The sequence below is a fragment of the Primorskyibacter flagellatus genome (assembly GCF_900176485.1).
GTDB classification, from domain to species: Bacteria; Pseudomonadota; Alphaproteobacteria; order Rhodobacterales; family Rhodobacteraceae; genus Primorskyibacter; species Primorskyibacter flagellatus.
The window spans coordinates 540139-561631 of record NZ_FWYD01000001.1 but is presented as its reverse complement, the minus strand read 5'-3'; the positions used below and the strand labels follow the sequence as shown (position 1 = coordinate 561631).

General features: G+C 61.0%; 21 protein-coding genes. 18 read left to right on the top strand and 3 right to left on the bottom strand.

All coding sequences use genetic code 11. The features are described from left to right. Positions 1 to 55: 55 nt before the first annotated feature. Positions 56 to 934, top strand: a complete 879-nt coding sequence (locus tag B8991_RS02645; RefSeq protein ID WP_179141414.1) for a hypothetical protein — start codon at positions 56 to 58, stop codon at positions 932 to 934. A gap of 48 nt (positions 935 to 982) precedes the next feature. On the opposite strand, the gene B8991_RS02640 is transcribed toward B8991_RS02645, so the two are convergent. Further along, a complete protein-coding gene (locus B8991_RS02640; protein WP_084350228.1) occupies positions 983 to 1447 on the bottom strand; it encodes an Lrp/AsnC family transcriptional regulator in 465 nt (154 codons plus the stop codon). A 110-nt stretch (positions 1448 to 1557) separates the two neighbouring features. Between B8991_RS02640 and B8991_RS02635 the strand changes: the two genes are divergently transcribed. From B8991_RS02635 to B8991_RS02560, 16 genes are all read left to right on the top strand, one after another. Further along, positions 1558 to 3018 (top strand): aminotransferase class V-fold PLP-dependent enzyme, encoded by a 1461-nt coding sequence (locus B8991_RS02635; RefSeq protein WP_084350227.1) that lies wholly within the window; start codon positions 1558 to 1560, stop codon positions 3016 to 3018. Continuing rightward, positions 3015 to 4352 (top strand): MFS transporter, encoded by a 1338-nt coding sequence (locus tag B8991_RS02630; RefSeq protein WP_084350226.1) that lies wholly within the window; start codon positions 3015 to 3017, stop codon positions 4350 to 4352. Before B8991_RS02635 ends, B8991_RS02630 begins: the two co-directional genes overlap by 4 nt. 39 nt (positions 4353 to 4391) lie before the next feature. Beyond that, positions 4392 to 5864, top strand: coding sequence for an NAD(P)-binding domain-containing protein (locus B8991_RS02625; RefSeq protein WP_084350225.1), 1473 nt, complete (start codon positions 4392 to 4394; stop codon positions 5862 to 5864). After that, complete coding sequence (locus B8991_RS02620) at positions 5861 to 6343, top strand: hypothetical protein (protein WP_084350224.1); 483 nt, start codon at positions 5861 to 5863, stop codon at positions 6341 to 6343. The genes B8991_RS02625 and B8991_RS02620 overlap by 4 nt, the downstream gene beginning before the upstream one ends. Next, positions 6340 to 6927, top strand: coding sequence for a peroxidase-related enzyme (locus B8991_RS02615; RefSeq protein WP_084350223.1), 588 nt, complete (start codon positions 6340 to 6342; stop codon positions 6925 to 6927). Before B8991_RS02620 ends, B8991_RS02615 begins: the two co-directional genes overlap by 4 nt. Before the next feature lie 106 nt (positions 6928 to 7033). Beyond that, positions 7034 to 8143 (top strand): NAD/NADP octopine/nopaline dehydrogenase family protein, encoded by a 1110-nt coding sequence (locus B8991_RS02610; RefSeq protein WP_084350222.1) that lies wholly within the window; start codon positions 7034 to 7036, stop codon positions 8141 to 8143. A gap of 48 nt (positions 8144 to 8191) precedes the next feature. Next, a complete protein-coding gene (locus B8991_RS02605) occupies positions 8192 to 9298 on the top strand; it encodes an ABC transporter substrate-binding protein (protein WP_084350221.1) in 1107 nt (368 codons plus the stop codon). Between the two features lie 93 nt (positions 9299 to 9391). Then, positions 9392 to 10378: an ABC transporter permease gene (locus B8991_RS02600; protein ID WP_084350220.1), complete on the top strand. Its 987-nt coding sequence runs from the start codon at positions 9392 to 9394 to the stop codon at positions 10376 to 10378. Further along, positions 10375 to 11166, top strand: a complete 792-nt coding sequence (locus B8991_RS02595; protein WP_084350219.1) for an ABC transporter permease — start codon at positions 10375 to 10377, stop codon at positions 11164 to 11166. The genes B8991_RS02600 and B8991_RS02595 overlap by 4 nt, the downstream gene beginning before the upstream one ends. Next, positions 11163 to 12248, top strand: a complete 1086-nt coding sequence (locus B8991_RS02590; protein ID WP_084350218.1) for an ABC transporter ATP-binding protein — start codon at positions 11163 to 11165, stop codon at positions 12246 to 12248. The genes B8991_RS02595 and B8991_RS02590 overlap by 4 nt, the downstream gene beginning before the upstream one ends. Positions 12249 to 12389: 141 nt before the next feature. Next, entirely contained in the window at positions 12390 to 13616 is a 1227-nt protein-coding gene (locus B8991_RS02585) for a glutathionylspermidine synthase family protein (RefSeq protein ID WP_084350217.1), read from the top strand. Positions 13617 to 13663: 47 nt separating this feature from the next. Further along, entirely contained in the window at positions 13664 to 14245 is a 582-nt protein-coding gene (locus B8991_RS02580) for a DUF1190 domain-containing protein (protein ID WP_084350216.1), read from the top strand. Positions 14246 to 14390: 145 nt separating this feature from the next. Beyond that, positions 14391 to 15437: a phosphoribosylformylglycinamidine cyclo-ligase gene (gene purM / locus B8991_RS02575; protein WP_084350215.1), complete on the top strand. Its 1047-nt coding sequence runs from the start codon at positions 14391 to 14393 to the stop codon at positions 15435 to 15437. Next, positions 15434 to 16024: a phosphoribosylglycinamide formyltransferase gene (gene purN, locus B8991_RS02570; RefSeq protein ID WP_084350214.1), complete on the top strand. Its 591-nt coding sequence runs from the start codon at positions 15434 to 15436 to the stop codon at positions 16022 to 16024. The genes purM and purN overlap by 4 nt, the downstream gene beginning before the upstream one ends. A gap of 85 nt (positions 16025 to 16109) precedes the next feature. Next, positions 16110 to 17267 (top strand): ribonuclease D, encoded by a 1158-nt coding sequence (gene rnd, locus B8991_RS02565; protein ID WP_084350213.1) that lies wholly within the window; start codon positions 16110 to 16112, stop codon positions 17265 to 17267. A gap of 223 nt (positions 17268 to 17490) precedes the next feature. Continuing rightward, complete coding sequence (locus B8991_RS02560; RefSeq protein WP_084350325.1) at positions 17491 to 18639, top strand: lytic murein transglycosylase; 1149 nt, start codon at positions 17491 to 17493, stop codon at positions 18637 to 18639. Positions 18640 to 18737: 98 nt separating this feature from the next. Here the strand turns inward: B8991_RS02560 and B8991_RS02555 are convergent, their stop codons facing one another. Further along, positions 18738 to 19388: a DUF1638 domain-containing protein gene (locus tag B8991_RS02555; RefSeq protein ID WP_084350212.1), complete on the bottom strand. Its 651-nt coding sequence runs from the start codon at positions 19386 to 19388 to the stop codon at positions 18738 to 18740. 49 nt (positions 19389 to 19437) lie between these two features. After that, positions 19438 to 20142, bottom strand: a complete 705-nt coding sequence (locus B8991_RS02550; protein ID WP_084350211.1) for a corrinoid protein — start codon at positions 20140 to 20142, stop codon at positions 19438 to 19440. A 179-nt stretch (positions 20143 to 20321) separates the two neighbouring features. Here B8991_RS02550 and B8991_RS02545 point away from each other — a divergent pair, with 179 nt between their 5' ends. Continuing rightward, positions 20322 to 21407: a PA0069 family radical SAM protein gene (locus B8991_RS02545; RefSeq protein WP_084350210.1), complete on the top strand. Its 1086-nt coding sequence runs from the start codon at positions 20322 to 20324 to the stop codon at positions 21405 to 21407. Positions 21408 to 21493: the final 86 nt, after the last annotated feature.

Sequence of the window (21493 nt, the reverse complement as noted above, 5' to 3'; positions counted from 1 at the left end):
TCTCTTGCGAGTGAGCAGGGGCCTGACACTACTGCGGACGCCAGGTGCAGGGATATTGCCGTGGCTGTTGGTCGGCATGCTGGCTCTGGTCATTGCCTATTACGTCTGGCCGCGTCCCAAGTCGTTCTTTCTGGATCTGACTACAGATTATCTTCGCGTGCAAACGGACTCGGATACGCAGATCGTTTGGGAATTGCCCAGCCTGCGGATTTGTCTGCCACGCCATGCGTTGACCGAGGCGCAGGACTTCGGCGACACCGTGGACGCGTCAACGGCAAGCTGCAACGGGGTGGCCTATCTCGAACTCCAGCGGGATTTTGTCGAACTGGACTGGCCGCCGGGGCTGAATCTGGAACTGCGTTCCGGGGAAAACCGCGCTGTCGATGTGGTGGTGCGGTTCGATGAGGATGATGCAGATCTGACCCCGGTTATGATCGGCGATGTCGAGATCGTCAGCGAAACGCTGCTCAGGATCCCTGCAAGCACGTTCAGCGAGTTTGGCGGACTTGGTTTGACGGGGCAGTTGGTGGTCGGACAGAAAGCCGACAACGGTACAGTCAAGCTTTTGCGTTCCGGAAAATTCGAAACGCGTGAAAAGTTCTGGTTGCGCAATGACGCGCGTCTGGTGGATAGCGGTGCGCTTTCTTTGGGCGATGTGGTGTCGGTCGAACGCATGAACCCCGACGCGCCGCTTTCTGCATATGCATTCCTGACGCTCGACACGAACGGCGACGGTATGCGTCTGATCGTTTCCACCGAAGAAGCCTTCAGCCGTTTGCGGCTGGAACGGGCGCGGGCGAAAGCGGCCTTTCTGGAACCAAGCTGGGCGCAGAGGCTGGCCCGCGATCCGCTGGCGGTCGGTTTCGCCTCCTTGCTTAGCCTGTTTGGCGCCACGCTTGCCGTGATGAATGCGCTTCTCAGGAAGAGGCCGTAATTTCAGAATATTACAGACGGTTTTTAATGCTGGCGGTGGCGTGCTGCGTCATGTCAACGGTATGGGCCGCTGTTCGGCGATGGCTTCCATCGCGAAATACGAGGTGACGGTCTCAAGCTCGATCTGTTCGATCAGACGCTTGTAGACCTCGTCAAAACTGGTCATGTCGCGCGTCACGATTTTCAGAAGGTAATCGTATTCGCCGCCGATCCGAAAAAAGTCGATCACTTCGGGGATGGTGGTGACCTGTTGGCGAAACTCTTTCAGCCAGCTTGCGGAATGATGTCGCGTCTTGACCATGACGAACACCACCAGCCCCATGCCCAGCTGTTTGCGGTCCAGCACGACAGTGCGGTTTTGCAGGACGCCGGACGCCTCCAGCGTCTTGAGCCTGCGCCAGCACGCGTTTTGGGACAATCCGATACGATCGCTCAGCGCACGCTGGGACTGCGCGGAATCACGTTGCAGTTCTTGCAGGATGAGGCGGTCAATATGATCCAACTTTTGCGTCATTCTTCGTTCATATGATAGAATAATTGTTCTATCAAGGTGAATATCAGTAACAAAATCTACAGGTAAGGTGTCATATTGGATCGGTCTTACCAACCAATGACGGAGCCGGAATGTCCCCTCTTGATGAGTTCAGAAAATCGCTGACAGGCCCGGATCTTGTGCGCCGCATTCAGGAGGGGCTGATCGGTGATGGCATTACGATCGAAGGACCGTTCGGCCCCCGCCCGTTGCTTTATGCCGACTATGTCGCCTCGGGCCGGGCGCTGGCGCAGGTCGAGGATTTCATACGCGACCGGGTGCTGCCCTATTACGCCAACAGCCATACACAAGCCTCCTATTGCGGTGCCTTTACGACACGGCTGCGCGAATCCGCGCGCGCCGAAATTGCCCGTCTGACCGGTGCCGGCGAAGACACAAGCGTGGTTTTCACCGGATCCGGCTCTACCGCCGGGATCAACCGGATTGCCGGGCTATTGGATATCGCCGGGATCACCGCGCGTGGCGGTCGGGCCGTGTTGATCGTCGGTCCTTACGAACATCACTCCAACCTGCTGCCATGGCGTGAAAGCGGTGCCGAGGTCATAGAGATTTCCGAGGTGTCGTCAGGTGGCCCGGATATGGATGAACTGACAGCGGTGCTTGAAGCCGCGCAGGGGGCGGATCTGTTGGCCGGCTCGTTCTCTGCGGCGTCCAACGTCACCGGGATCGTGACAGATGTCGATGCGGTGACACGATTGCTGAAATCGTATGGCGCGCTGGCGTTGTGGGATTACGGATGTGCTGCACCGTATACGCGGATGGACATGTGCGCCGGAACCGACGCAGCCAAGGATGCCATCGTCTTTTCACCGCACAAGTTTCCCGGCGGGCCGGGGGCATCGGGCGTGATGATCCTGCGGGATGTCATCGCAAGGCAGTTCCGCCCAACCTTGCCGGGGGGCGGCACGGTCAGTTTCGTCTCGCCGTGGGGGCATGTCTATTCCTCGCGGCTTAGCGACCGTGAGGAAGGTGGCACGCCCAACGTCGTCGGAGATATCCGCGTGGCGCTGGCGCTGATGGTGAAAGAAGCGCTGGGACAAGACTGGCTGGACAAACGTCAGGCTGAATTGCGCGCGCGCGCCCTGGCACGCTGGTCGCAAAACCCGCGGCTCGAAATTCTGGGCCAGCCCGACGCGACTGCATTGCCGATTTTCAGCTTTCGCGTGCGCGACGGTGCAGGTGGATACGTCCACCACCAGCTTTTTACCCGACTGCTCAGCGACCTTTACGGCGTCCAGGCGCGGGGGGGCTGTGCGTGTGCCGGGCCTTATGCGCATCGGTTGCTGGGCCTTGACCAGGCCCGGTCCGATACGATGCAGGCCGCGATCGCGCGCGGAGAAGAACTTGAGAAGCCGGGCTGGGTACGTTTGAACCTTTCGGCGCTGCTGTCAGATGACAAGGTGGATGCGATTATTTCAGCGGTGGACAAACTTGCGCTGGACGCGCCAGACTATGCGGACCAATACCGGGCTGACCCGAGAACCGCCCGATTCACACCAGATAGCTCCGTGAAAGAAACGCTCGCATCGTGACAAGCCCACTTTCCAGTCCCGCCTTCCGCCGCCTGTTCGCGGCGCAGATCTGTTCGCTTGTCGGCGTCGGGCTGCTGACCGTGGCATTGTCGCTGGCCGCGTACCGGATCGGCGGGATTGCCGCAGGCGGCAAGGTCTTGGGCCTGCTGCTGGCGCTGAAGATGGTGGCTTATGTGCTGCTTGCACCGTTGGCCGAAACGCTTTTGGTGAATGTCTCGCGCAAACGGGCCATGGTGGGCTTGGATCTGGGGCGGATGCTGATCCTGCTGCCAATGGTTTTTGTCACGGAAACATGGCACGTCGCCGGGTTGGCTTTTGTTTTTTTCGTGCTGGCCGCCGGGTTCACGCCGTTGTTCCAATCGGTGATCCCGGATGTCTTGCCGGAAGAGGAAACCTATACCCGCGCGCTGGCCTGGTCGCGGATTGCCTATACGCTGGAGGCCGTGCTGAGCCCGGTGATTGCCGCCGCCGTCCTGAATCTGGTGACCGGCGAGGCACTTTTTGTTGCGGCTGCGCTGGCTTTTCTGGGGTCGGTCGTTGCTCTGCTGATGGCAAAGTTCCCGGCGCGCGGCGAGGCCGCCCGCAAAGGGCCGTTCCTCAAACGCGCGCTGCGCGGGATGTGGATCTACGGGCGCACGCCGCGCTTGCGCGGCCTGTTCCTGCTGAATTTTGCACTGTCATTGGCAATGGCCTGGGTGCTGGTCAATTCAGTCGTCTACGCAGGTGCGCGCCTGAACGATGCTGAGCGTTTCTATCCGATCCTGATGGCCTTTTACGGGGTCGGTGCCGGCCTTGGTGCCGTCTTCGTGCCCCGCCTTCTGATCCGATATTCCGAGCGTTCCGCGATGCTTGCGGGCGCATTTGGGTTTGCCGCTGCGGGTGCCGCTTTCGCGCTGCTGCCATCGCCGCCGCTCGCCTTTATGGCGGTCGCGTGGATCGCATTCGGCGCGGCATCCTCGCTGGTGCTGACGCCCGGCGGGCTGGTCATCACCCGGTCCGCGTCACAAACCGACCGGGCCGCGGTCTTCGCCGCGCAGTTCTCGCTTAGCCATGCCGGCTGGCTTGTCGCCTATCCGCTGGCGGGCTGGCTGGCGGGAACCGTTTCGCTGGAACCGGCGCTGCTGATCCTGTCGGGGCTCTGCGCGCTGGTGGCCATGATGGCGATGCGCGTCTGGCCTGCACATGATCCGCTGGAGCGCCTGCACAGCCATCCCGAACTTCCCGACGATCACCCGCATCTGCGCAATGTGCCGGCCTCCGGCCCGCAACATCGCCACGTCCATGCCTTTCGGATTGATGAATTTCATCCGATTTGGGCCCGGACCGCTAACTGATGCTGATTAGAAACACATAAATCTCGTAGGATGATTCCCATGCAAACCACGGATTCAAGTCCAATTGACGCGCAGGGCTTGCCTGTACTTGAGGCACGGCTGCGAGAAGACCTCGAATTTCTGTGCGTCCCAGGCAAGGACTGGGTGCCGCATCAGGACGGTGTCTCGGATGTGGTCATCATCGGTGGCGGCATGTGCGGCATGGTCGCTTGGCTGGCCCTGAAAACAGCCGGCATTCACAACGTCCGCGTCCTTGACCGGGCAGAGCCCGGCCGTGAAGGCCCGTGGCTGAACTACGCGCGGATGGAGACCTTGCGCTCGCCGAAAGTGTTGACCGGCCCCGCCTATGGGCATGGCGCATTGACCTTTCAGGCGTGGTTCCGGGCGCAATTCGGCACGAAGGACTGGGACGCGCTGGACAAGATCCCGCGGCCAATGTGGATGGACTACCTTCGTTGGTACAGGCAGGTTCTTGATATACCTGTCGAAAATGGTGTTTCAGTTGATAAGGTCGATCCCGAAGACGATCTGATCCGCTTGTCGGTATCCGGTGCGAAGACCGAAACGACCCTGACCCGAAAGCTGATCTTTGCAACCGGGCGCGACGGCACGGGCGGGCCGAATATTCCGGGCTTTATCAAGGATTTGCCGCGTCATCTTTGGGCACATAGCGCCGACGCGATCGACTTTGACGCTCTCAAGGGCAAGCGGGTCGCGGTGATCGGTGTCGGAGCTTCTGCCGTGGATAATGCCGCCGAGGCGCTGGAACACGGCGCGGCGGAGGTCCGTCATCTGGTGCGGCGCAAAGAAATGCCGACAATCAACAAGATGATGGGCATCGGCAGTTTCGGATTCACCGCAGGCTACGCAGCCCTTCCCGATGAATGGCGCTGGCGGTTCATGCAGTACAGCTTTGCCACGCAGACACCGCCTCCGCACGGGTCCACAAAACGTGTCAGCCGCCATCCGAACGCCTATTTCCACTTCGGCAAGGCCACCACACGGATCGAGCAGCGCGGCAATTGCGCGGTCGTGCATTTTGCTGACGGCACGGCCTACGAGGCGGATTTCGTGATCCTTGGCACCGGGTTTGTCATCGACCCGATGGCCCGGACAGAATTTGGCGAAACCGCAGACGACATCCTGTTGTGGCAGGACGTCTACACGCCACCAGAGGGCGAAGAATCCGGCGATCTGGGGCGCTTTCCCTATCTCAATGAGGATTTCACCTTCCGCGAAAAGCATCCCGGAACAGCGCCTTGGCTGAACAAGGTCTACTGCTTCAACTACGGCGCGTCGGCCAGTCTGGGCAAGATCAGCGGTGATATTCCGGGTATCAGTGAAGGTGCCGCATGGTTGTCCCGCGCGGTGGCTGCAACGCTCTATGCCGAGGATGTGACGACCCATTGGCAAGCGATGCAGGACTATGACACGCCAGAGTTGAAAGGTGACGAATGGGAGCCGACAGAGCTTGAGGTTGGGGCGCAAACGCGAGAAGGTCAGATAGCATGACCCATAATGACTCGACAGTTCTGACAATCGCCGGTGTGACAAACGGCAGCGCCGTGGCAGACGCGACGGCCACCCGTGCCAATATCATCGAAATGACGCAATCCGCTGAAAACGCCGTTCTACGCCCCGAGGATTGCGGTGCATTCGATCACGCCACCCGTGCCGCATTGGCCGCGCGCGTGGCGCGGCTGTCTGCGGATGAGGCTTTGGCACAGCACTATCTGGCTGGGGCCGGGGATCATGCCGTTTTGGCTGACCCGTCAGAGACAGGCGCAGGCCAAGGGCTGGGCACGGTCGTGGCCTTTGTCGACAAAGTCGCCAACCAGACCCGCGATATCGCACCAGAGGATATCGCAGGGCTTCAGGCCGAAGGCATCGCAGACGCCGATATTGTGCGGCTCTGCGAGTTGGTCGCATTTCTGGCCTATCAGATCCGGGTGATCGCCGGGCTGCGCCTGATGCAGGGAGAGCTGACATGAGCCGCGTCGTCCACAAATTCACCCGCACCGTGCCACACTGGCAGCCGCGTGTAACGCCGGTCAAACTGGCCGAGGCCACGCAGGCACAGCTTGATGCGCTTCAGGTCACGCCCTCCAACACCAAGGTTTCGGATTATGTGCTGACATTGGCCCATGATGTCGAAAGCCTGAAAGTCCGCTCGCCGCTGTTCAACGCCATCATGTACGACTCCGGCGGGATGAGCCGGGCAGAGCGAGAACTGGGCGCATTGGCGGCGTCGATGGTCAATCGCTGCATCTACTGTGCCGCCGTCCATGCCGATCGCCATGCCAAGCTTGAGAAAGACACAGCCGTCACTGATACGCTTTTTGCAAAAGGTGAAGATGCTGATCTAAATGACAGGAATCGCGCGATTTTTGACTTTGCGCGCAAGGCGGCAGAGGCACCGCCCGCCGCGGGCGAGGCAGAGATGCAGGCGCTGCGCGCGGCTGGGCTGAGCGAGGAAGAGATCCTCGACCTGATCCTTTCGTCGGCGCTGTTCGGCTGGGCCAACCGGCTGATGCATGTGCTGGGCGATCCGGTGCGACAGGAGGCCAAGGCGTGAGTGGTCAGCATTTTCCTGTTTAGTGGAATTGTGTCCGCCATATTGACGCGCCAGCCTCTCTGCGCATAGCATGAGTCGCATGACGGTAACCGAAAGTGAGAGACTGATGACCACGACCAAAGCCAGAGTTGGAATTGCAGGTGCAGGCTCTATCGCCTTTGGCAGCGCAGCCTTGCTGCACGAGCAGGGGCATGACCCGATGCTCTGGTCGCCTTCCGGTGCCGGAACAGAGGCGCTGAAAGCGGCGCCCTTGCATGCCAGTGGCGCTGTCGAGGCAGAGTTTTCACCGCGCGTTGCTGGCAGCGCACAGCAACTGGCCGAGGAAAACGATGCGGTTCTGATAGCGCTGCCCGGCTATGGCCACAAGACCGTGCTGGACGCTTTGGCACCGCATATCCGCGACGGGCAGCATGTCATCATCTCGTCGCATGCCTCGCTTGGGGCCGTTTATCTGATGCAGTTGCTGGCAAAGCGTGGCGTGACTGCGCCGATCACTGCCTGGGGCACCACAGTTGTCACCGGGCGGCGGCAGGAAGGGGCGGCGGTGAAGGTCAACACGCTGCGCGCCCGTGTGGATTTGTGCACCGTCCCGGAAACCGCAGCCGACGATGCGTTGGCTGTTTGCCAAAACCTGTTCGGAGACCGGTTCCAGCCGCGTGACGGGCTTCTGGCGATTTCATTGTCGAACCTGAACCCGCAGAACCACCTGGGCATCGCGCTTGGCAATATCACACGGATGGAGCGCGGTGAGACATGGAGCCAGGGCCAGAACGTCACCCCCAAAGTGGGCCGCCTGCTGGAACAACTGGATCTTGAGCGGCTGGCGATTGCGGAAAAGCTGGGGCTTAGCGTCCGGACAATCTTTGAACATTTCCATCTGAGCTTTCACGTGCCTGTTGCCTCGATTTCCGAAATGAACCAGCAGATGCATGCGCAGGGCAATGGCGGCACAGGTCCGGCCACCGCCGACAGCCGCTATGTCACCGAAGACGTGCCTTACGGGCTGCAACTGACGGCCGTGCTGGGACGGCTGGCAGGCAGCCCCGCAAAGCTGCATGAGGCGGGTATCGAGATATTTTCGGCCATGTATGGCCGTGATTTCGCCCGCGAGAATACGCTGTTGAACGCGCTGGAGCTTGACCGCTTCAGTCTGGACGATCTGCGACAGGCCGCCCGTACCGGTCTGCTGCAAGACGCACCGGAAACGGTGTCCTGAACATCAAGAGATACGGACAAAACCAAGACCAACAAGGAGACGCCCGATATGTCTAAACTTATTTTTAACCGCCGCCGGTTCCTCGGCACCGCCGCAATGACCGGTGCGGCCCTTGCCAGCCCCGCCTATCTGCGCCGCGCGCATGCGCAGGGCGGCGAGGTCAATATCTGGACCTATAACGACTTCGTGCCCGAGGCGTTCAAGGAACAGTTCGAAGCCGAGACCGGCATCAAGGTCAACGTGCGTCTGGTCGACGACCAGGGCAAACAGTTCAACCTGCTTGCTGCCGAACAACCCAACCCGAGCGTCGACATCATGACCGTCGCGGGCCACCGGTTCCTGCAATTCATCGAAAGTGATTTGCTGGCACCGATGGATACCGACCGTCTGAGCAATTGGGACAAGATCAACCCGACCTTCTCGGAAAGCGACTGGTCGACGATCAATGGCAACAAGTGGGGCGTTCCGATCCTGTCCGGGATGGAGGTGCTGTCCTACAACACCGATCTGGTCACCGCCGAGGAAGCGCAGACCTGGGACACGCTGTTCTCCGAGAAATACAAGGGCCAGACCGCCTATATCATTCAGGACATGCTGTCGATCGTGATGCTGATGAAGGGCTATGACGGCAACTTCATCGAATATGCCGACGATCACGAAAAGGCTGCTGAGATCATGGCAGAGATCCAGCAATTCATGATCGAAAAGAAGCCCTTGGTGCGTAAATATTACGACAGCGGTGCCGAGATCCAGCAGATGTTCGTCAATCAGGACATCGCGCTTGGGCATAGCTGGAATGGCCCGGCGGCGGCCCTGATCAATGACGGCTTCCCACTGGCGATGAGCATCCCGCAGGAAGGCTCTTACGGGTTTGTCTATACGCTGAACGTCGCCAATAACGCGCCCAATGCCGACAATGCCTATACGTTCCTCGATGCAATGTTGTCGTCGCCCGAGATTGGCGCGGCGATGACCAAAGCATCCGGTTTCATCTCTACCTACAAGGATTCCGCTCAGTATCTGACGGATCTGGAGAAGAAGTCGACCTCCTTCCCGGAAGAGCAGCTTGCCAACCTGCAATTCTTCCGCGCCGAGGAAAACGAGCTGAAATACGGTCTCATGGACCCCGCGGTCGAGGCCATCAAGGCCGCTTGATCGCGTCAACAGAGAATTGCCCTTGTCCGCCCAATCTGGCGGGCAGGGCACCACAAACCTTCACACCAGATCTTCTTGAAAGAGGACCCCCGTATGAGCAATGAGGCAGCCTCGCGCGCCACCCAGGATGTCGACGCGCATACCGGGGTCGGGCGCACCTTCTGGGGGCGTCTGTCCAACTGGTCACCTTATCGCGCGCTGATGGGGTTGGTCACGGCGTCTCCGCGCCGGCAGTTCCTGATCCTTGCAATCTTTCCGCTGCTCTGGGTGCTGACCCAGCATCTTGGCCCGATGTTGCAGATGGTCAGGGTCAGCCTGACAGATGCCTATCCGGTGGCCCCCGGGGTAGAGCAGCATTTCACACTGGACAATTACGCGCGCTTCTTCGGCGATCAGATCTTCTGGCAGCCGTTTTTCCGCACATTGATCTTCGCGGGCGGGTTCACTTTCTGCACACTGATCCTGACCTATCCGGTCGCCTATTTTCTGGCCCGGCATGTCAGCCGCAAGAACCAGATGCTGTTTCTTTTGCTGCTGCTGATCCCGTTCTGGGTGGGCGAGATCGTGCGCACCTATGCGATCATGATCCTGCTGGGCAATACCGGAGCGCTGAACCTTGTGCTCAAGACATTGGGACTGATCGACCGGCCGATCCCGTTCATGTATACCAGCTTTTCCATGGGGGTGGGCATCGTCTACCTGACCGCGCTTTATATGTTGCTGCCGCTCTATTCCGCGCTGGAGAAACTGCCGCGCAGCTATAATGAGGCCGCCGCCGATCTGGGGGCAGGGGCATGGACCCGGTTCCGCCGGGTGACGCTGCCCCTGACGATCGAGGGGATTTCGTCGGGCTGTACGCTGGTCTTCCTGATCTCGACAGGGTTCTACGCCACGCCGGTTCTTCTGGGTGGGCCATCGACCACCACCTTTGCCGAAACCATTGCCGGTTTCTTCCATGTGGCGGGTGATCAATGGCCGACAGGCGCGGCCTTTGCCACGATCATGTTCTTTGCGGCTCTGGTCCTGACGGCCGTATTCCAGAAACTGATGAACGCCCTGCGCAAGGGAGATACAAAATGAACCGCGGCAACCGTATTCTGCTATCCTGCGTCTATTGGGCGTTCGTGCTCTATGTCTTTGTTCCGCTGATCCTGATGATCCTGATGGGCTTCAAGGACAGCAAATTCATCGGCTTCCCGATCAAGTCATGGACGCTTGACTGGTATACCGGGGTGTTCGCCGATGCCGAGATTCTCTCGACCCTTGGCTATTCCGCTGCCATCGCCGTGCTGGCTACGCTGATTTCCGTGGCTGTCGGGACATGGATCGCCGTGTTGCTTGAGGGGCGCAAATTCTGGGGCCGGACGGCCATTTTCGGGATGACGGTTCTGCCGGCGCTGGTGCCGGGTATCATCTCGGCCATCGCGTTCCGGATCTATGCCCGTTATCTGGGGATAGAGCCCGGAATGGGCGCGATTGTCTGGGCGCATGCCGTGCATAACGTGCCTTTCGTGGTGCTTGTCGTCATGGCGCGGCTGTCCACCTTGCCGAAAAGCCAGCTTGAGGCCGCGCGCGACCTTGGCGCCGACCCGATCATCGCCTTTCTGCGCATCACGCTGCCCTATCTTGTGCCGGCCATTCTGGGGGCCAGCATCTTCTGTCTTCTCCTCAGCTTTGACGATTTTGTCCGCTCCTTCTTCCTTGGTGGCTATGAGCCGACCCTGCCGGTGCTGATCTTCGCAAAGCTGAAATCGGGCATGTCGCCCGAGATCAACGCCATCGCCACAGTGGCGCTTGTCCTGACCGCCGCCATCGGCATCTGGGCAGAGCGTTTCACCCGCCGCATGAACAAGGACACCAAAGCATGACCGATCAAACACCCCTTGTCCGCATTGAGGGCGTCTCGAAGCATTTCGGCGACACCGTGGCGCTGGACGATCTGACGCTAGACATCGCGCGGGGCGAGTTCGTGACCTTCCTCGGGCCGTCCGGCTGCGGGAAATCCACGACCCTGCGTATTCTGGGCGGGTTCGAACGTCCGACCACGGGCCGGGTTATTCTGGACGGCCAGGATGTGACGACGCAGCCGCCTGAAAAGCGGCAGGTGAACATGGTGTTTCAGGATTATGCATTGTTCCCGCATATGACCGTGGGGCAGAACATCTCTTTCGGGCTGGAACTGAAGGGGATGGACAAGGCATCCATCAAGCGGCGCTCTGACGAGATCATGTCGTTCCTTGAACTGGACGCTTTTGGCGATCGCTATCCGGCGCAACTGTCCGGCGGCCAACGGCAGCGGGTGGCGCTGGCGCGGGCACTGGCCCCCGATCCGGCGCTTTTGTTGCTGGACGAACCGCTGGGCGCGCTGGATGCAAAACTGCGCGGACAGGTTCAGCAAGAGTTGAAATCCATCCAGCGCCGGACCAACAAGACCTTCTTCTTCGTGACCCACGATCAGGAAGAGGCGCTGACCATGTCCGACCGTATCGTGGTTATGAACAAGGGCCGGGTTGAACAGGACGGCACGCCGGAGGATCTGTATTTCCACCCTGCAAGCCGTTTCGTGGCCGAATTCATCGGCGAGACCAACCTGCTTTCGGGTGAAATGCGCGGGCATGACGGCGATGCCGTGGTGATGGACTGGTTCGGCCAGACCTTGCGCGGACATGCCCCCGCTGGCGCGCCGCCGGAAGGCGCACCGATTACGGCATCGGTCCGGCTTGAAAAGCTGGGATTCCACGCCACCCGTCCCGAAACCGGAAACGCCGTGCAGGGCAAGGTGGTCGGCAAGACCTTCCTCGGCAGCCGCATGGCGGTGGATCTGATGGTCGAAGAAGCACAAGGTGCCACATTGCGCGCCTTTGTCGATGCCGAGACCGGTCAGACCGTCGGGGCCGATCCGATCTGGATCGGCTGGGACAGCGACAGCATGGCGGTCTTGCGCGACTAAGCGCAGAAGTCTTGCATGTCTCGTCAGCGGCGGCCCGTAAAACGGACCGCCGTCAGACAGTTGCCCGGTTTACGGCAAACCGGCGCTGGCCGCTCGATGCGAATCCGCTTAGACCCCAAGTGTAAGCTTGGGAGAAGCCAGATGCAGAAAGTTGACTTGGCCGAGCGGCCTGACTGGCGCGACCATGCAAAGGAAGTCGGCTTTACCTTTGCTGACATGCATGGCGAGCCCTATTGGGACGAAACCTCGGCCTATGCGTTCTCGCTTGAACAGATCGAAACCGATCTGGAGGATCCCGCGACCGAGCTTCATGCCATGTGCCGCGAGGCGGTGGCCCATATCCTTGACAGCGAAACCCTGATGGAGCGTTTGGCCATTCCCGAGGCGCATCGCGATCTTGTGGCGGATAGCTGGCGGCGCGGGGATCCCGAAATCTACGGCAGGTTCGATTTTGCCTATGATGGGAAAGGCCCGGCGAAGCTGCTGGAATATAACGCGGACACGCCGACCTCGCTTTACGAAAGTGCGGCGTTTCAGTGGCAATGGCTGGAAGATCAGCTTGCCGCCGGTGTCCTGCCTGACGGGACAGACCAGTTCAACGGCATCCACGAAGCGCTGGTGGCCCGGTTCGGCGCCGTCTTTGAAGCCGAGAGCGATCTGCATTTTACCGCCGTCGGTGGCAACCCGGAGGATTACGGCACCGTCGAAGCGATGGGTTGGGCAGCGCGTGAGGCGGGCCTGGGCGCGCATTATTGCGACCTGGACAAGATCGCGCTTAGCGATGACGGGCAGTTTCTCGACGATCAGGATCGCCGCATCGCCGTGCTGTTCAAGCTTTATCCGTGGGAAGACCTGCTGCGCGATGACTATGCCAGTCACATCGCCGGATCGGGCTGCCTGTTCCTAGAACCCGCTTGGAAAGCACTCTTGTCCAACAAGGGACTGCTGCCGGTGCTCTGGCAGATGTTCGAAGGGCATCCAAACCTTCTTCCTGCCTTCTTCGAGCAGGATGTCAGCGATGCATTGGCCGGGCGGGGCGCTGCGGCACCCGAAGTGGCATCCGCCTTCGGGCGGGCTGAGGCGAAACTGACCGCCGGGTATGTGCGCAAGCCGATCCTGTCGCGGGAAGGCGCATCGGTCGAGATCGTGAAAGAGGGCGAGACCGTCGAGCGGTCGCAGAACACCGACTATGCAGAGCATCCGCGCATTGTTCAGGCCTACGCGCCCTTGCCGCAATTTGACGGGTTTCGTCCGGTGGTGGGCGCGTGGGTTGTCGGTGACACCTGCGTGGGGATCGGGATGCGCGAGGACAAATCCCGGATCACGCAGGATCTGTCGCGCTTCAAGCCGCATTACATTCTTGCGTGATTTGCGCTAGTTCTCCACTGACAACTGATCAAGACACAGGACCGCACATGACCAAACGTTCCAATCGGGTCGCCATCGCCATCCTGGGCGCTGCGGCCTTTACCCTTGCGGGGTGCCGCGAAGAGCAAGTCGATTCCGCGGCCTATCCCGATCTGCAAAGCTGTACCGATGAGGCCACCCGTGGCGGCATGTTCACCGTTCAGGATTGCGAAGCGGCCATTGCCGAGGCAGAGACCCTGCATGTCGAATCCGCGCCGCGCTATGACAGTTTGCAGGTCTGCGAGGAGCAGCACGGCGAAGGTGCCTGCGGAACCGAGGCCAGCGCCCAGCAGGGGGGATCGGGGGGCATTTTCATGCCGCTGCTCGCCGGGTATCTGATCGGCAACATGCTGGGCGGGCGCACCGGGATGGCGGCGTCACAACCGCTTTACAAGACCAAGGATGGCAAGTTCACCAACGCGGCGCGGTCCAGCACGTTTTCCTCCAACCGGGGGGCCGCAAAACTGAACACGGCGCAATTCACCCGCCCGGCGGCGACCGCCGGAAAAACGCCCATGTCGCGCGCCACCGCAACGTCCCGCGGCGGCTTTGGCAGAACCGGTTCGGGGCGCACCGGCTTTGGTGGCTAGGCAGTGATCATCGCAAAGACGGTATCGTGACAGACCGTAGCGGCGAGCCTTGCGCAATCGCCGGTTCAGGCGCGCATCGCTGGTTTGCGATTGAGATTGCCCGGTCAATCCAGTAAGGCGCGCGCAGGCGACGTGGAGAGCAGCGATGAGCGACGGCAAGAACGGCATCACCTATGCGGATGCAGGTGTGGATATCGACGCGGGTAACGCATTGGTGGACCGGATCAAACCGGCGGCCGCGCGGACCAAACGGCCCGGTGTTATGTCGGGGCTTGGCGGATTTGGCGCGCTGTTCGACCTCAAGGGGGCAGGGTACCGCGATCCGGTTCTGGTGGCCGCGACGGACGGTGTGGGCACCAAGCTGCGGATCGCGATTGATACCGGTCATGTCTCGGGCGTGGGGATTGATCTGGTCGCAATGTGCGTCAACGACCTTGTTTGTCAGGGCGCAGAGCCGCTGTTCTTTCTGGATTATTTCGCGACCGGAAAGCTGGACACGGACACCGCCGCGCAGGTCATCGAAGGCATTGCCGAAGGCTGTGCGCAGTCCGATGCCGCGCTGATCGGCGGCGAGACGGCCGAGATGCCGGGCATGTATCCGGCCGGCGATTTCGACCTTGCCGGCTTTGCCGTGGGCGCGATGGAGCGTGGACAGGACCTGCCGGCAGGCGTGGCCGAGGGCGACGTTCTGCTGGGCCTTGCAAGTGACGGCGTGCATTCCAATGGCTACAGCCTTGTGCGCAAGCTGGTCGAGGTTTCGGGCCTTGACTGGAATGCCGATTGTCCCTGGCAGGCTGGCACGCTCGGCGCGGCTTTGCTGACGCCGACGCGGCTTTATGTGCGTCAAGTGCTGGAGGCAGTGCGCGCCGGTGGCGTGCACGCCCTGGCGCATATCACCGGCGGTGGGCTGACCGAAAACCTGCCGCGCGTACTGCCCGAAGGTCTGGGGGCCGAGATTGATCTGAACAGCTGGGATCTGCCCCCGGTCTTTGGCTGGATGGCCGAAACCGGCGGGATGGCAGAGGCGGAACTTCTCAAGACCTTCAACTGCGGCATCGGGATGATCGCCGTGGTGGCGCCAGACCGAGCCGATGCGCTGACCACGATCCTCAGCGACGCCGGTGAGACCGTCACGCGACTTGGCACCGTCACTGCCAAACAGGGCGTGGTCTATTCCGGTTCCCTTCGGTGAAGCGAGTCGCCATCCTGATTTCGGGCGGCGGATCAAACATGCTGCGCCTGGTCGAGGATATGACCGGGGATCATCCGGCGCGCCCCTGTCTGGTGCTGGCCAATGATCCGGACGCAGAAGGGTTGGCAAAGGCCGCAACCCTTGGCGTGCTGACCGCCGCCATCGACCACCGCGCCTACAAGGGCGACCGCGCCGCGTTTGAGGCCGCACTTCTGGGCCGGCTGGAAGCGGCAGCCCCCGATATCCTTTGCCTTGCCGGATTCATGCGCGTTCTGACCGCGCCTTTCGTGAACGGATGGAAAGGGCGGATGCTGAACATCCACCCGTCACTTCTGCCGAAATATCGCGGGTTGCACACCCATGCCCGTGCGCTTGAAGCAGGTGATGCCGAACATGGCTGCACCGTGCATGAGGTCACGGCAGAGCTTGACGACGGCCCGATCCTTGGTCAGGCGCGTGTGCCGGTAAAGGCTGGCGATACACCCGATGATCTCGCTGCGCGGGTGCTTACCATGGAGCACCGTCTTTATCCGGCGGTCCTGCGCCGTTTTGCCGGTAATGACCGAACGCCTCTCCTGCTGGGCTGACCCGCTGGCAATCCGTCTGAATCCCCGCTAACGTCAACGAAATGTGCGGACAAACCGCCATCCTTGCAGGAAGCTGAAGACACGAATGCAGACACTGACGACGACGCAGGCGCTTGCGGAATTTTGCGCCAAAGCCCGGCAAATGCCCTATGTCACGGTTGACACGGAATTTCTGCGGGAGCGGACATATTATTCGAAACTCTGTCTGATCCAGTTGGCCTATCCCGGCGATAGCGATGATGACGCCGTACTTGTCGATCCGCTTGCAGGCGATCTGTCGCTGGAGCCGCTTTACGAACTTTTCCGCGATACCTCTGTCGTCAAGGTGTTTCACGCTGCGCGTCAGGATCTGGAAATCTTCTACGTCGATGCCGGCGTCATTCCCAAGCCGCTTTTCGACACGCAGGTGGCGGCAATGGTGTGCGGATTCGGCGATCAGGTCGGTTACGAGACACTGGTGCGCAAGATCGCCAAACAGCAGCTCGACAAATCCTCGCGCTTCACGGATTGGTCGCACAGGCCGCTGTCTGACGCGCAAAAGACCTATGCGCTGGCGGATGTCACACATCTGCGCGACATCTATGAATATCTAGCCGACAAGTTGGAGCAGACAAACCGCCATCATTGGCTGGCCGAGGAACTGGGCACGCTGACCAGCCCCGACACCTATGTGACGCAGCCCGAAGACGCCTGGAAACGGATAAAGACCCGGTCCAACTCGCCGCGCTTTCTGGCCATCGTGCGGGAACTGGCGACCTTCCGCGAGGCCTATGCACAGGGGCGCGACGTGCCGCGCAACCGGGTCATCAAGGATGACGCGCTGGTGGAACTGGCCTCGACCAAACCCACGAATATGGCAGAGCTTGGGCGTTCGCGCCTGCTGCTGCGCGAGGCCCGCAAGGGCGATATTGCCGATGGAATTTTGAAGGCCATTGCCGACGGGATGAACTGTCCAAAGGAAAACCTGCCGGAACCCGATCGCAGCCGCGAAAAGATGCAGGTGAACCCCGCTTTGGCAGATCTGCTGCGGGTTCTGTTGAAGGCCAAATCAGAAAGCTCTGGCGTTGCGTCAAAACTGATCGCGCCCGCTGCGGATCTGGATGGTCTTGCAGCCGGTCTGCGTGACATTGCGGCGCTGAACGGGTGGCGCCGAGAGGTGTTTGGCGACGATGCCCTGAAACTCTGCGAGGGCCGGATTGCACTGGCGGCCAAAGGCTGTTCCGTCAGGGTCATTGAACTCTGATCGGCTTTGCGGGCTGAAGCGGCGCGTGACCTGTACATGGCAACCTATGCGCTGTGGATATCGTAAAGCGCTCAGATCGCTATCGTGCCTTTCCCGGCCTCAAGCAGTGACGTCGGTTTAGCGATATGTCGCTCGGGTTTCGCCTGTTGCGTCGCGGTGGTGAAATCCCGCTTTTAGCCCGGTGCGGCCTGCGCTAGGCTTTGGCAAAATGAATGGTGGTCAGATGATACGCTCTACGCGAAGAACGGTTCTTTTTGGTCTGGGGGCGATTGGCCTTTCCGCCTGTGGCAACTCCGTCGGCCTGCGCGGCCCCAGCGGCGCGGCGGGCCTGCCTACCGATCTGCGGCCGGTGCCCAATCCGGGCTATGAGGCTTGGGTGAACAGCTTCCGAGCACGCGCGGAACGGCAGGGCATCACGCGCGCCACGCTTGATGCGGGCTTTCGCGGCGCGGGGTATCTTCCGGGTGTCGTCACGCGGGATCGCGACCAGACCGAATTCAGCCGGACGCTTGAGGATTATCTCGCGATCGCCGCCTCGGACGAGCGTGTGTCCAAGGGGCGCGCCGCCTTTGCCAGACACCGCGCGACCCTTTCGGCCGTCGAATCGCGCTATGGTGTGTCAGCCGAAATCGTCACCGCCATTTGGGGGCTGGAGAGCTTTTATGGCGAGCGGCGCGGCGATGTACCGGTCATCTCTGCCACGTCAACGCTGGCCTTTGACGGGCGGCGCGGTGCGTTCTTTGAAAAGCAGTTGATTGCGGCCCTCAAAATTCTTCAGAACGGCGATGTGGCGGCCTCCAATCTCAAGGGCTCATGGGCCGGCGCGATGGGACATACGCAGTTCATTCCCACCTCGTATGAGGCTTTTGCCGTCGATTTTACCGGCGACGGGCGCCGCGACATCTGGTCTGAAGACCCGTCAGATTCGCTCGCCTCGACAGCGGCGTATCTTGCGAAAAATGGCTGGACGCGCGGTGTGAAATGGGGCGGCGAGGCTGGCAATGGCGCGCCGTCGGGCCGGATCATCCAGCCTCAGCCGGGTGGGCCGCGCTTTGCCGTGACGTCCAATTTCGGGGTGATCAAACGCTATAACAACTCTGACAGCTATGCGATCGGGGTGGGCCATCTTGCCGACCGTATCGCGGGGGGCGGTCCAATTCGTGCCAGCTTCCCGCCTGACAGGTTTGGCCTGACCAAGGATGACCGTATTCGGCTGCAACAACGGCTTACGTCCCGCGGTTTTGACGCGGGCGGCGCGGATGGCGTGATCGGGTCCAACAGCCGCAAGGCAATCGCCGCCTATCAGAGCAGTATCGGCATGTCCGCCACGGGTGATCCCTCACCGGAACTGCTTCGCGCGCTTGGCGCGTAACGGGCAGGCGTGATGTTGGCGTGGGCGCGGGGTGTCAGGGCGTGAAACTTGCCGTGCAGCCGCGTTTGTCGCCTGTGATTGGCTGAAACAGCCCCGCGCTAAGCCTCTGCCCAGTCGGTCAGCGTCGTGGCAAGGTCGCCGTAGCCGGTGCCGCGGCGTTCGAACTCCAGGCCCAACCGCTGGGCGCAGTCGCGGGCGGTTTCGGTCAGGGCGGGGTCGTCGGTTTGCGCCAGATAGACCAGTTTTTCGTAATGGCCGAAATAGGTGTCGCGCAGCTGCGGATAGCGATCAAGGCCAAGCGGTCGCCAGACGAAAGCTTCAAACTGTCGCGCCAGAAAGTCGGTCAGATAGAAGGCGGTGAACTCATCCTCGGCACGGGCAGCAAACACCTCGTTACCCTCAAAGAAGCTGTAGCAGTGGGGGCCCGCGATCATGTCGACGCCCATCTGCGCGCAGGCTTCCTGAAGCTGCCCGCCAGTGCCGCAATCGGCATAGGCGATCTGGATCGTGGCATAGTCCTTGCGGTGGCGCGCGACGGCGTCCCGCACTGCATCGGTGATTTGATCGGGGTGGTTGTGCAGGATCGCGGGCAGGCATTGCAGGTCAACATGATCCCAGCGGTTGAGCCGCACCAATGCCAGAACTTCACGGGCCAATGCGCCGCAGGCGATAATCAGCACGCGACCCTTGCCAGAGGCCTCCAATCCGGTCTCTGTCAGGGTCTCGTCGCTGGGGAGCTTTGCTGTCATCTGTAATACAGTCCCGGCCCGACCCCGGCAGGGACGGGCCAAACAGGGATTATCCCGCAGCCATCTGGTTGTGCTTGCGGGCGATGAACTCTTTCGCGGTCTCAACCGCAACGGCGGCATCGCGGCAATAGGCGTCGGCCCCGATCGCGCGGCCGAACTCCTCGTTCAGAGGCGCGCCACCGACCAGCACGATATAGTCGTCGCGGATGCCTTGCTCGACCATCGTGTCGATCACAACCTTCATGTAAGGCATGGTCGTGGTCAGCAGCGCTGACATGCCGACAATATCCGCGCCTTCGGATTTCGCCGTGTCGATATAGGCATCCACGGCGTTGTTGATGCCCAGATCCACCACCTCGAAGCCCGCGCCTTCCATCATCATGCCGACAAGGTTCTTGCCGATGTCGTGGATGTCGCCCTTGACCGTGCCGATCACCATCTTGCCGACGCGCGGCGCGCCGGTTTCGATCAGCAGGGGTTTCAGGATCGCCATCCCGCCCTTCATCGCATTGGCGGCCAGCAGCACTTCGGGGACGAACAGGATGCCGTCGCGGAAGTCGCGCCCGACAATGGTCATGCCGCCGACCAGGGCCTCTGTCAGGATGCGGTAGGGTTCCCAGTTCCGCTCCAGCAGGATGTTCACACCTTCCTCGATCTCTTCCTTCAGACCGTCATAAAGATCGTCGAACATCTGTTGCACCAGATCATTGTCGTCGAGTTCCGACAGGATGATTTCGTCTTCTTCTTCCGACATGGGATTTTCCTTTTCGTATGGGCAGGCCCCAGAGCCGTACCGGTTCAATTTCGTATGTCAGCTTATTGTGGTTGTGTGACTTGGCGTTTTCCGACCTGCATCGGCTTGCAACCGACCTGAGGCCGCGTTTCAACGCGACTGTGATTGCCAATGTTCTCCATCTGTTCTAGTTTGACGTCATGGATTGCCGACGCCCACAGATCGCAGCCGAACAACGTCCGGGACGTGCCGCGCTGAGCCGCGCCACCGGGCGCTATGAACGGCATGTCCGCGAGGCCGTGTCCGACGGTTGGGATATTCCTGAAGACCTGCCGGTTATCCGCACCCAGGTCAGCGAAGAGCGGCCGCGCAGCGTGATCACCTATAACCGCTCGCCCGATCTGCCGTTCGACCGGTCGATCAATCCCTATCGGGGCTGCGAACATGGCTGCATCTACTGTTTTGCGCGTCCGACCCATGCCTATCTGGGATTGTCGCCGGGTCTGGATTTCGAGACGCGGTTGGTGGCGCGGCCCGAGGCCCCCGAGGTGTTGGCACGAGAGTTGCGGGCAAAGCGCTATCGCGTGGCCCCGATTGCCATCGGCACGAATACCGATCCCTATCAGCCGATCGAAAAGACCTATGGCATCATGCGTGCCTGTCTGGAAGTGTTGCGCGCGTTTCGGCACCCCGTGGCCATTGTCACCAAAGGGGCGCTGGTGGAGCGGGACATAGATATTCTGGCGGATATGGCGGCGGACGGGTTGGCGCGGGTGGGCATTTCCGTGACCACACTGGACGCCGGACTGTCGCGGTTGATGGAGCCGCGCGTGCCCGCCCCGAAACGTCGCCTTGCAACCATCCGCAGGCTGACGCAGGCAGGCATTCCCGTGCGCCTGATGGTGTCGCCGGTCGTGCCCGCGCTGACAGATCCCGAACTGGAAAGCATTCTGCAAGCTGGGGCTGAGGCTGGTGCCGATGCGGCCAGCTGGATCATGCTGCGCTTGCCGCGAGAGGTGTCGCCGCTGTGGCAGGAATGGCTGGCCGCGCATTTTCCGGACCGCGCGGGCCGTATCATGACGCGGCTGCGCGAGATGCATGGCGGCAAGGACTATGATGCCAGCTGGGGCAGGCGGATGCGCGGTGAAGGTGCCTATGCGCAGATCATCGCCCGTCGGTTCGCGGTAGCGGCCCGCAGGCTCGGGCTGGACCAAAAGACGCCGCCGCTGCGCTGTGATTTGTTCTGTCCGCCGAAACGGGCGGGCGATCAGCTGAGCTTGTTCTAAGGCGATCTGTTGGGCCATGTCTGTTCCGGCGCACTGTCCAAAACGGGCAGGGCGGTCCTTTTGCAATCTGGGTTGTGGTCGCGGTG

What these genes read in the sequence shown, in the direction of transcription:
- B8991_RS02545 (WP_084350210.1), top strand. Translation starts at nt 20,322, where the DNA reads ATGGATTGCCGACGCCCACAGATCGCAGCCGAACAACGTCCGGGACGT.
- rnd (WP_084350213.1), top strand. Translation starts at nt 16,110, where the DNA reads ATGCAGACACTGACGACGACGCAGGCGCTTGCGGAATTTTGCGCCAAA.
- B8991_RS02585 (WP_084350217.1), top strand. Translation starts at nt 12,390, where the DNA reads ATGCAGAAAGTTGACTTGGCCGAGCGGCCTGACTGGCGCGACCATGCA.
- B8991_RS02620 (WP_084350224.1), top strand. Translation starts at nt 5,861, where the DNA reads ATGACCCATAATGACTCGACAGTTCTGACAATCGCCGGTGTGACAAAC.
- B8991_RS02600 (WP_084350220.1), top strand. Translation starts at nt 9,392, where the DNA reads ATGAGCAATGAGGCAGCCTCGCGCGCCACCCAGGATGTCGACGCGCAT.
- B8991_RS02550 (WP_084350211.1), bottom strand. Translation starts at nt 20,142, where the DNA reads ATGTCGGAAGAAGAAGACGAAATCATCCTGTCGGAACTCGACGACAAT.
- B8991_RS02560 (WP_084350325.1), top strand. Translation starts at nt 17,491, where the DNA reads ATGATACGCTCTACGCGAAGAACGGTTCTTTTTGGTCTGGGGGCGATT.
- B8991_RS02635 (WP_084350227.1), top strand. Translation starts at nt 1,558, where the DNA reads ATGTCCCCTCTTGATGAGTTCAGAAAATCGCTGACAGGCCCGGATCTT.
- B8991_RS02595 (WP_084350219.1), top strand. Translation starts at nt 10,375, where the DNA reads ATGAACCGCGGCAACCGTATTCTGCTATCCTGCGTCTATTGGGCGTTC.
- B8991_RS02555 (WP_084350212.1), bottom strand. Translation starts at nt 19,388, where the DNA reads ATGACAGCAAAGCTCCCCAGCGACGAGACCCTGACAGAGACCGGATTG.
- B8991_RS02615 (WP_084350223.1), top strand. Translation starts at nt 6,340, where the DNA reads ATGAGCCGCGTCGTCCACAAATTCACCCGCACCGTGCCACACTGGCAG.
- B8991_RS02590 (WP_084350218.1), top strand. Translation starts at nt 11,163, where the DNA reads ATGACCGATCAAACACCCCTTGTCCGCATTGAGGGCGTCTCGAAGCAT.
- B8991_RS02610 (WP_084350222.1), top strand. Translation starts at nt 7,034, where the DNA reads ATGACCACGACCAAAGCCAGAGTTGGAATTGCAGGTGCAGGCTCTATC.
- B8991_RS02625 (WP_084350225.1), top strand. Translation starts at nt 4,392, where the DNA reads ATGCAAACCACGGATTCAAGTCCAATTGACGCGCAGGGCTTGCCTGTA.
- B8991_RS02640 (WP_084350228.1), bottom strand. Translation starts at nt 1,447, where the DNA reads ATGACGCAAAAGTTGGATCATATTGACCGCCTCATCCTGCAAGAACTG.
- B8991_RS02605 (WP_084350221.1), top strand. Translation starts at nt 8,192, where the DNA reads ATGTCTAAACTTATTTTTAACCGCCGCCGGTTCCTCGGCACCGCCGCA.
- B8991_RS02580 (WP_084350216.1), top strand. Translation starts at nt 13,664, where the DNA reads ATGACCAAACGTTCCAATCGGGTCGCCATCGCCATCCTGGGCGCTGCG.
- purM (WP_084350215.1), top strand. Translation starts at nt 14,391, where the DNA reads ATGAGCGACGGCAAGAACGGCATCACCTATGCGGATGCAGGTGTGGAT.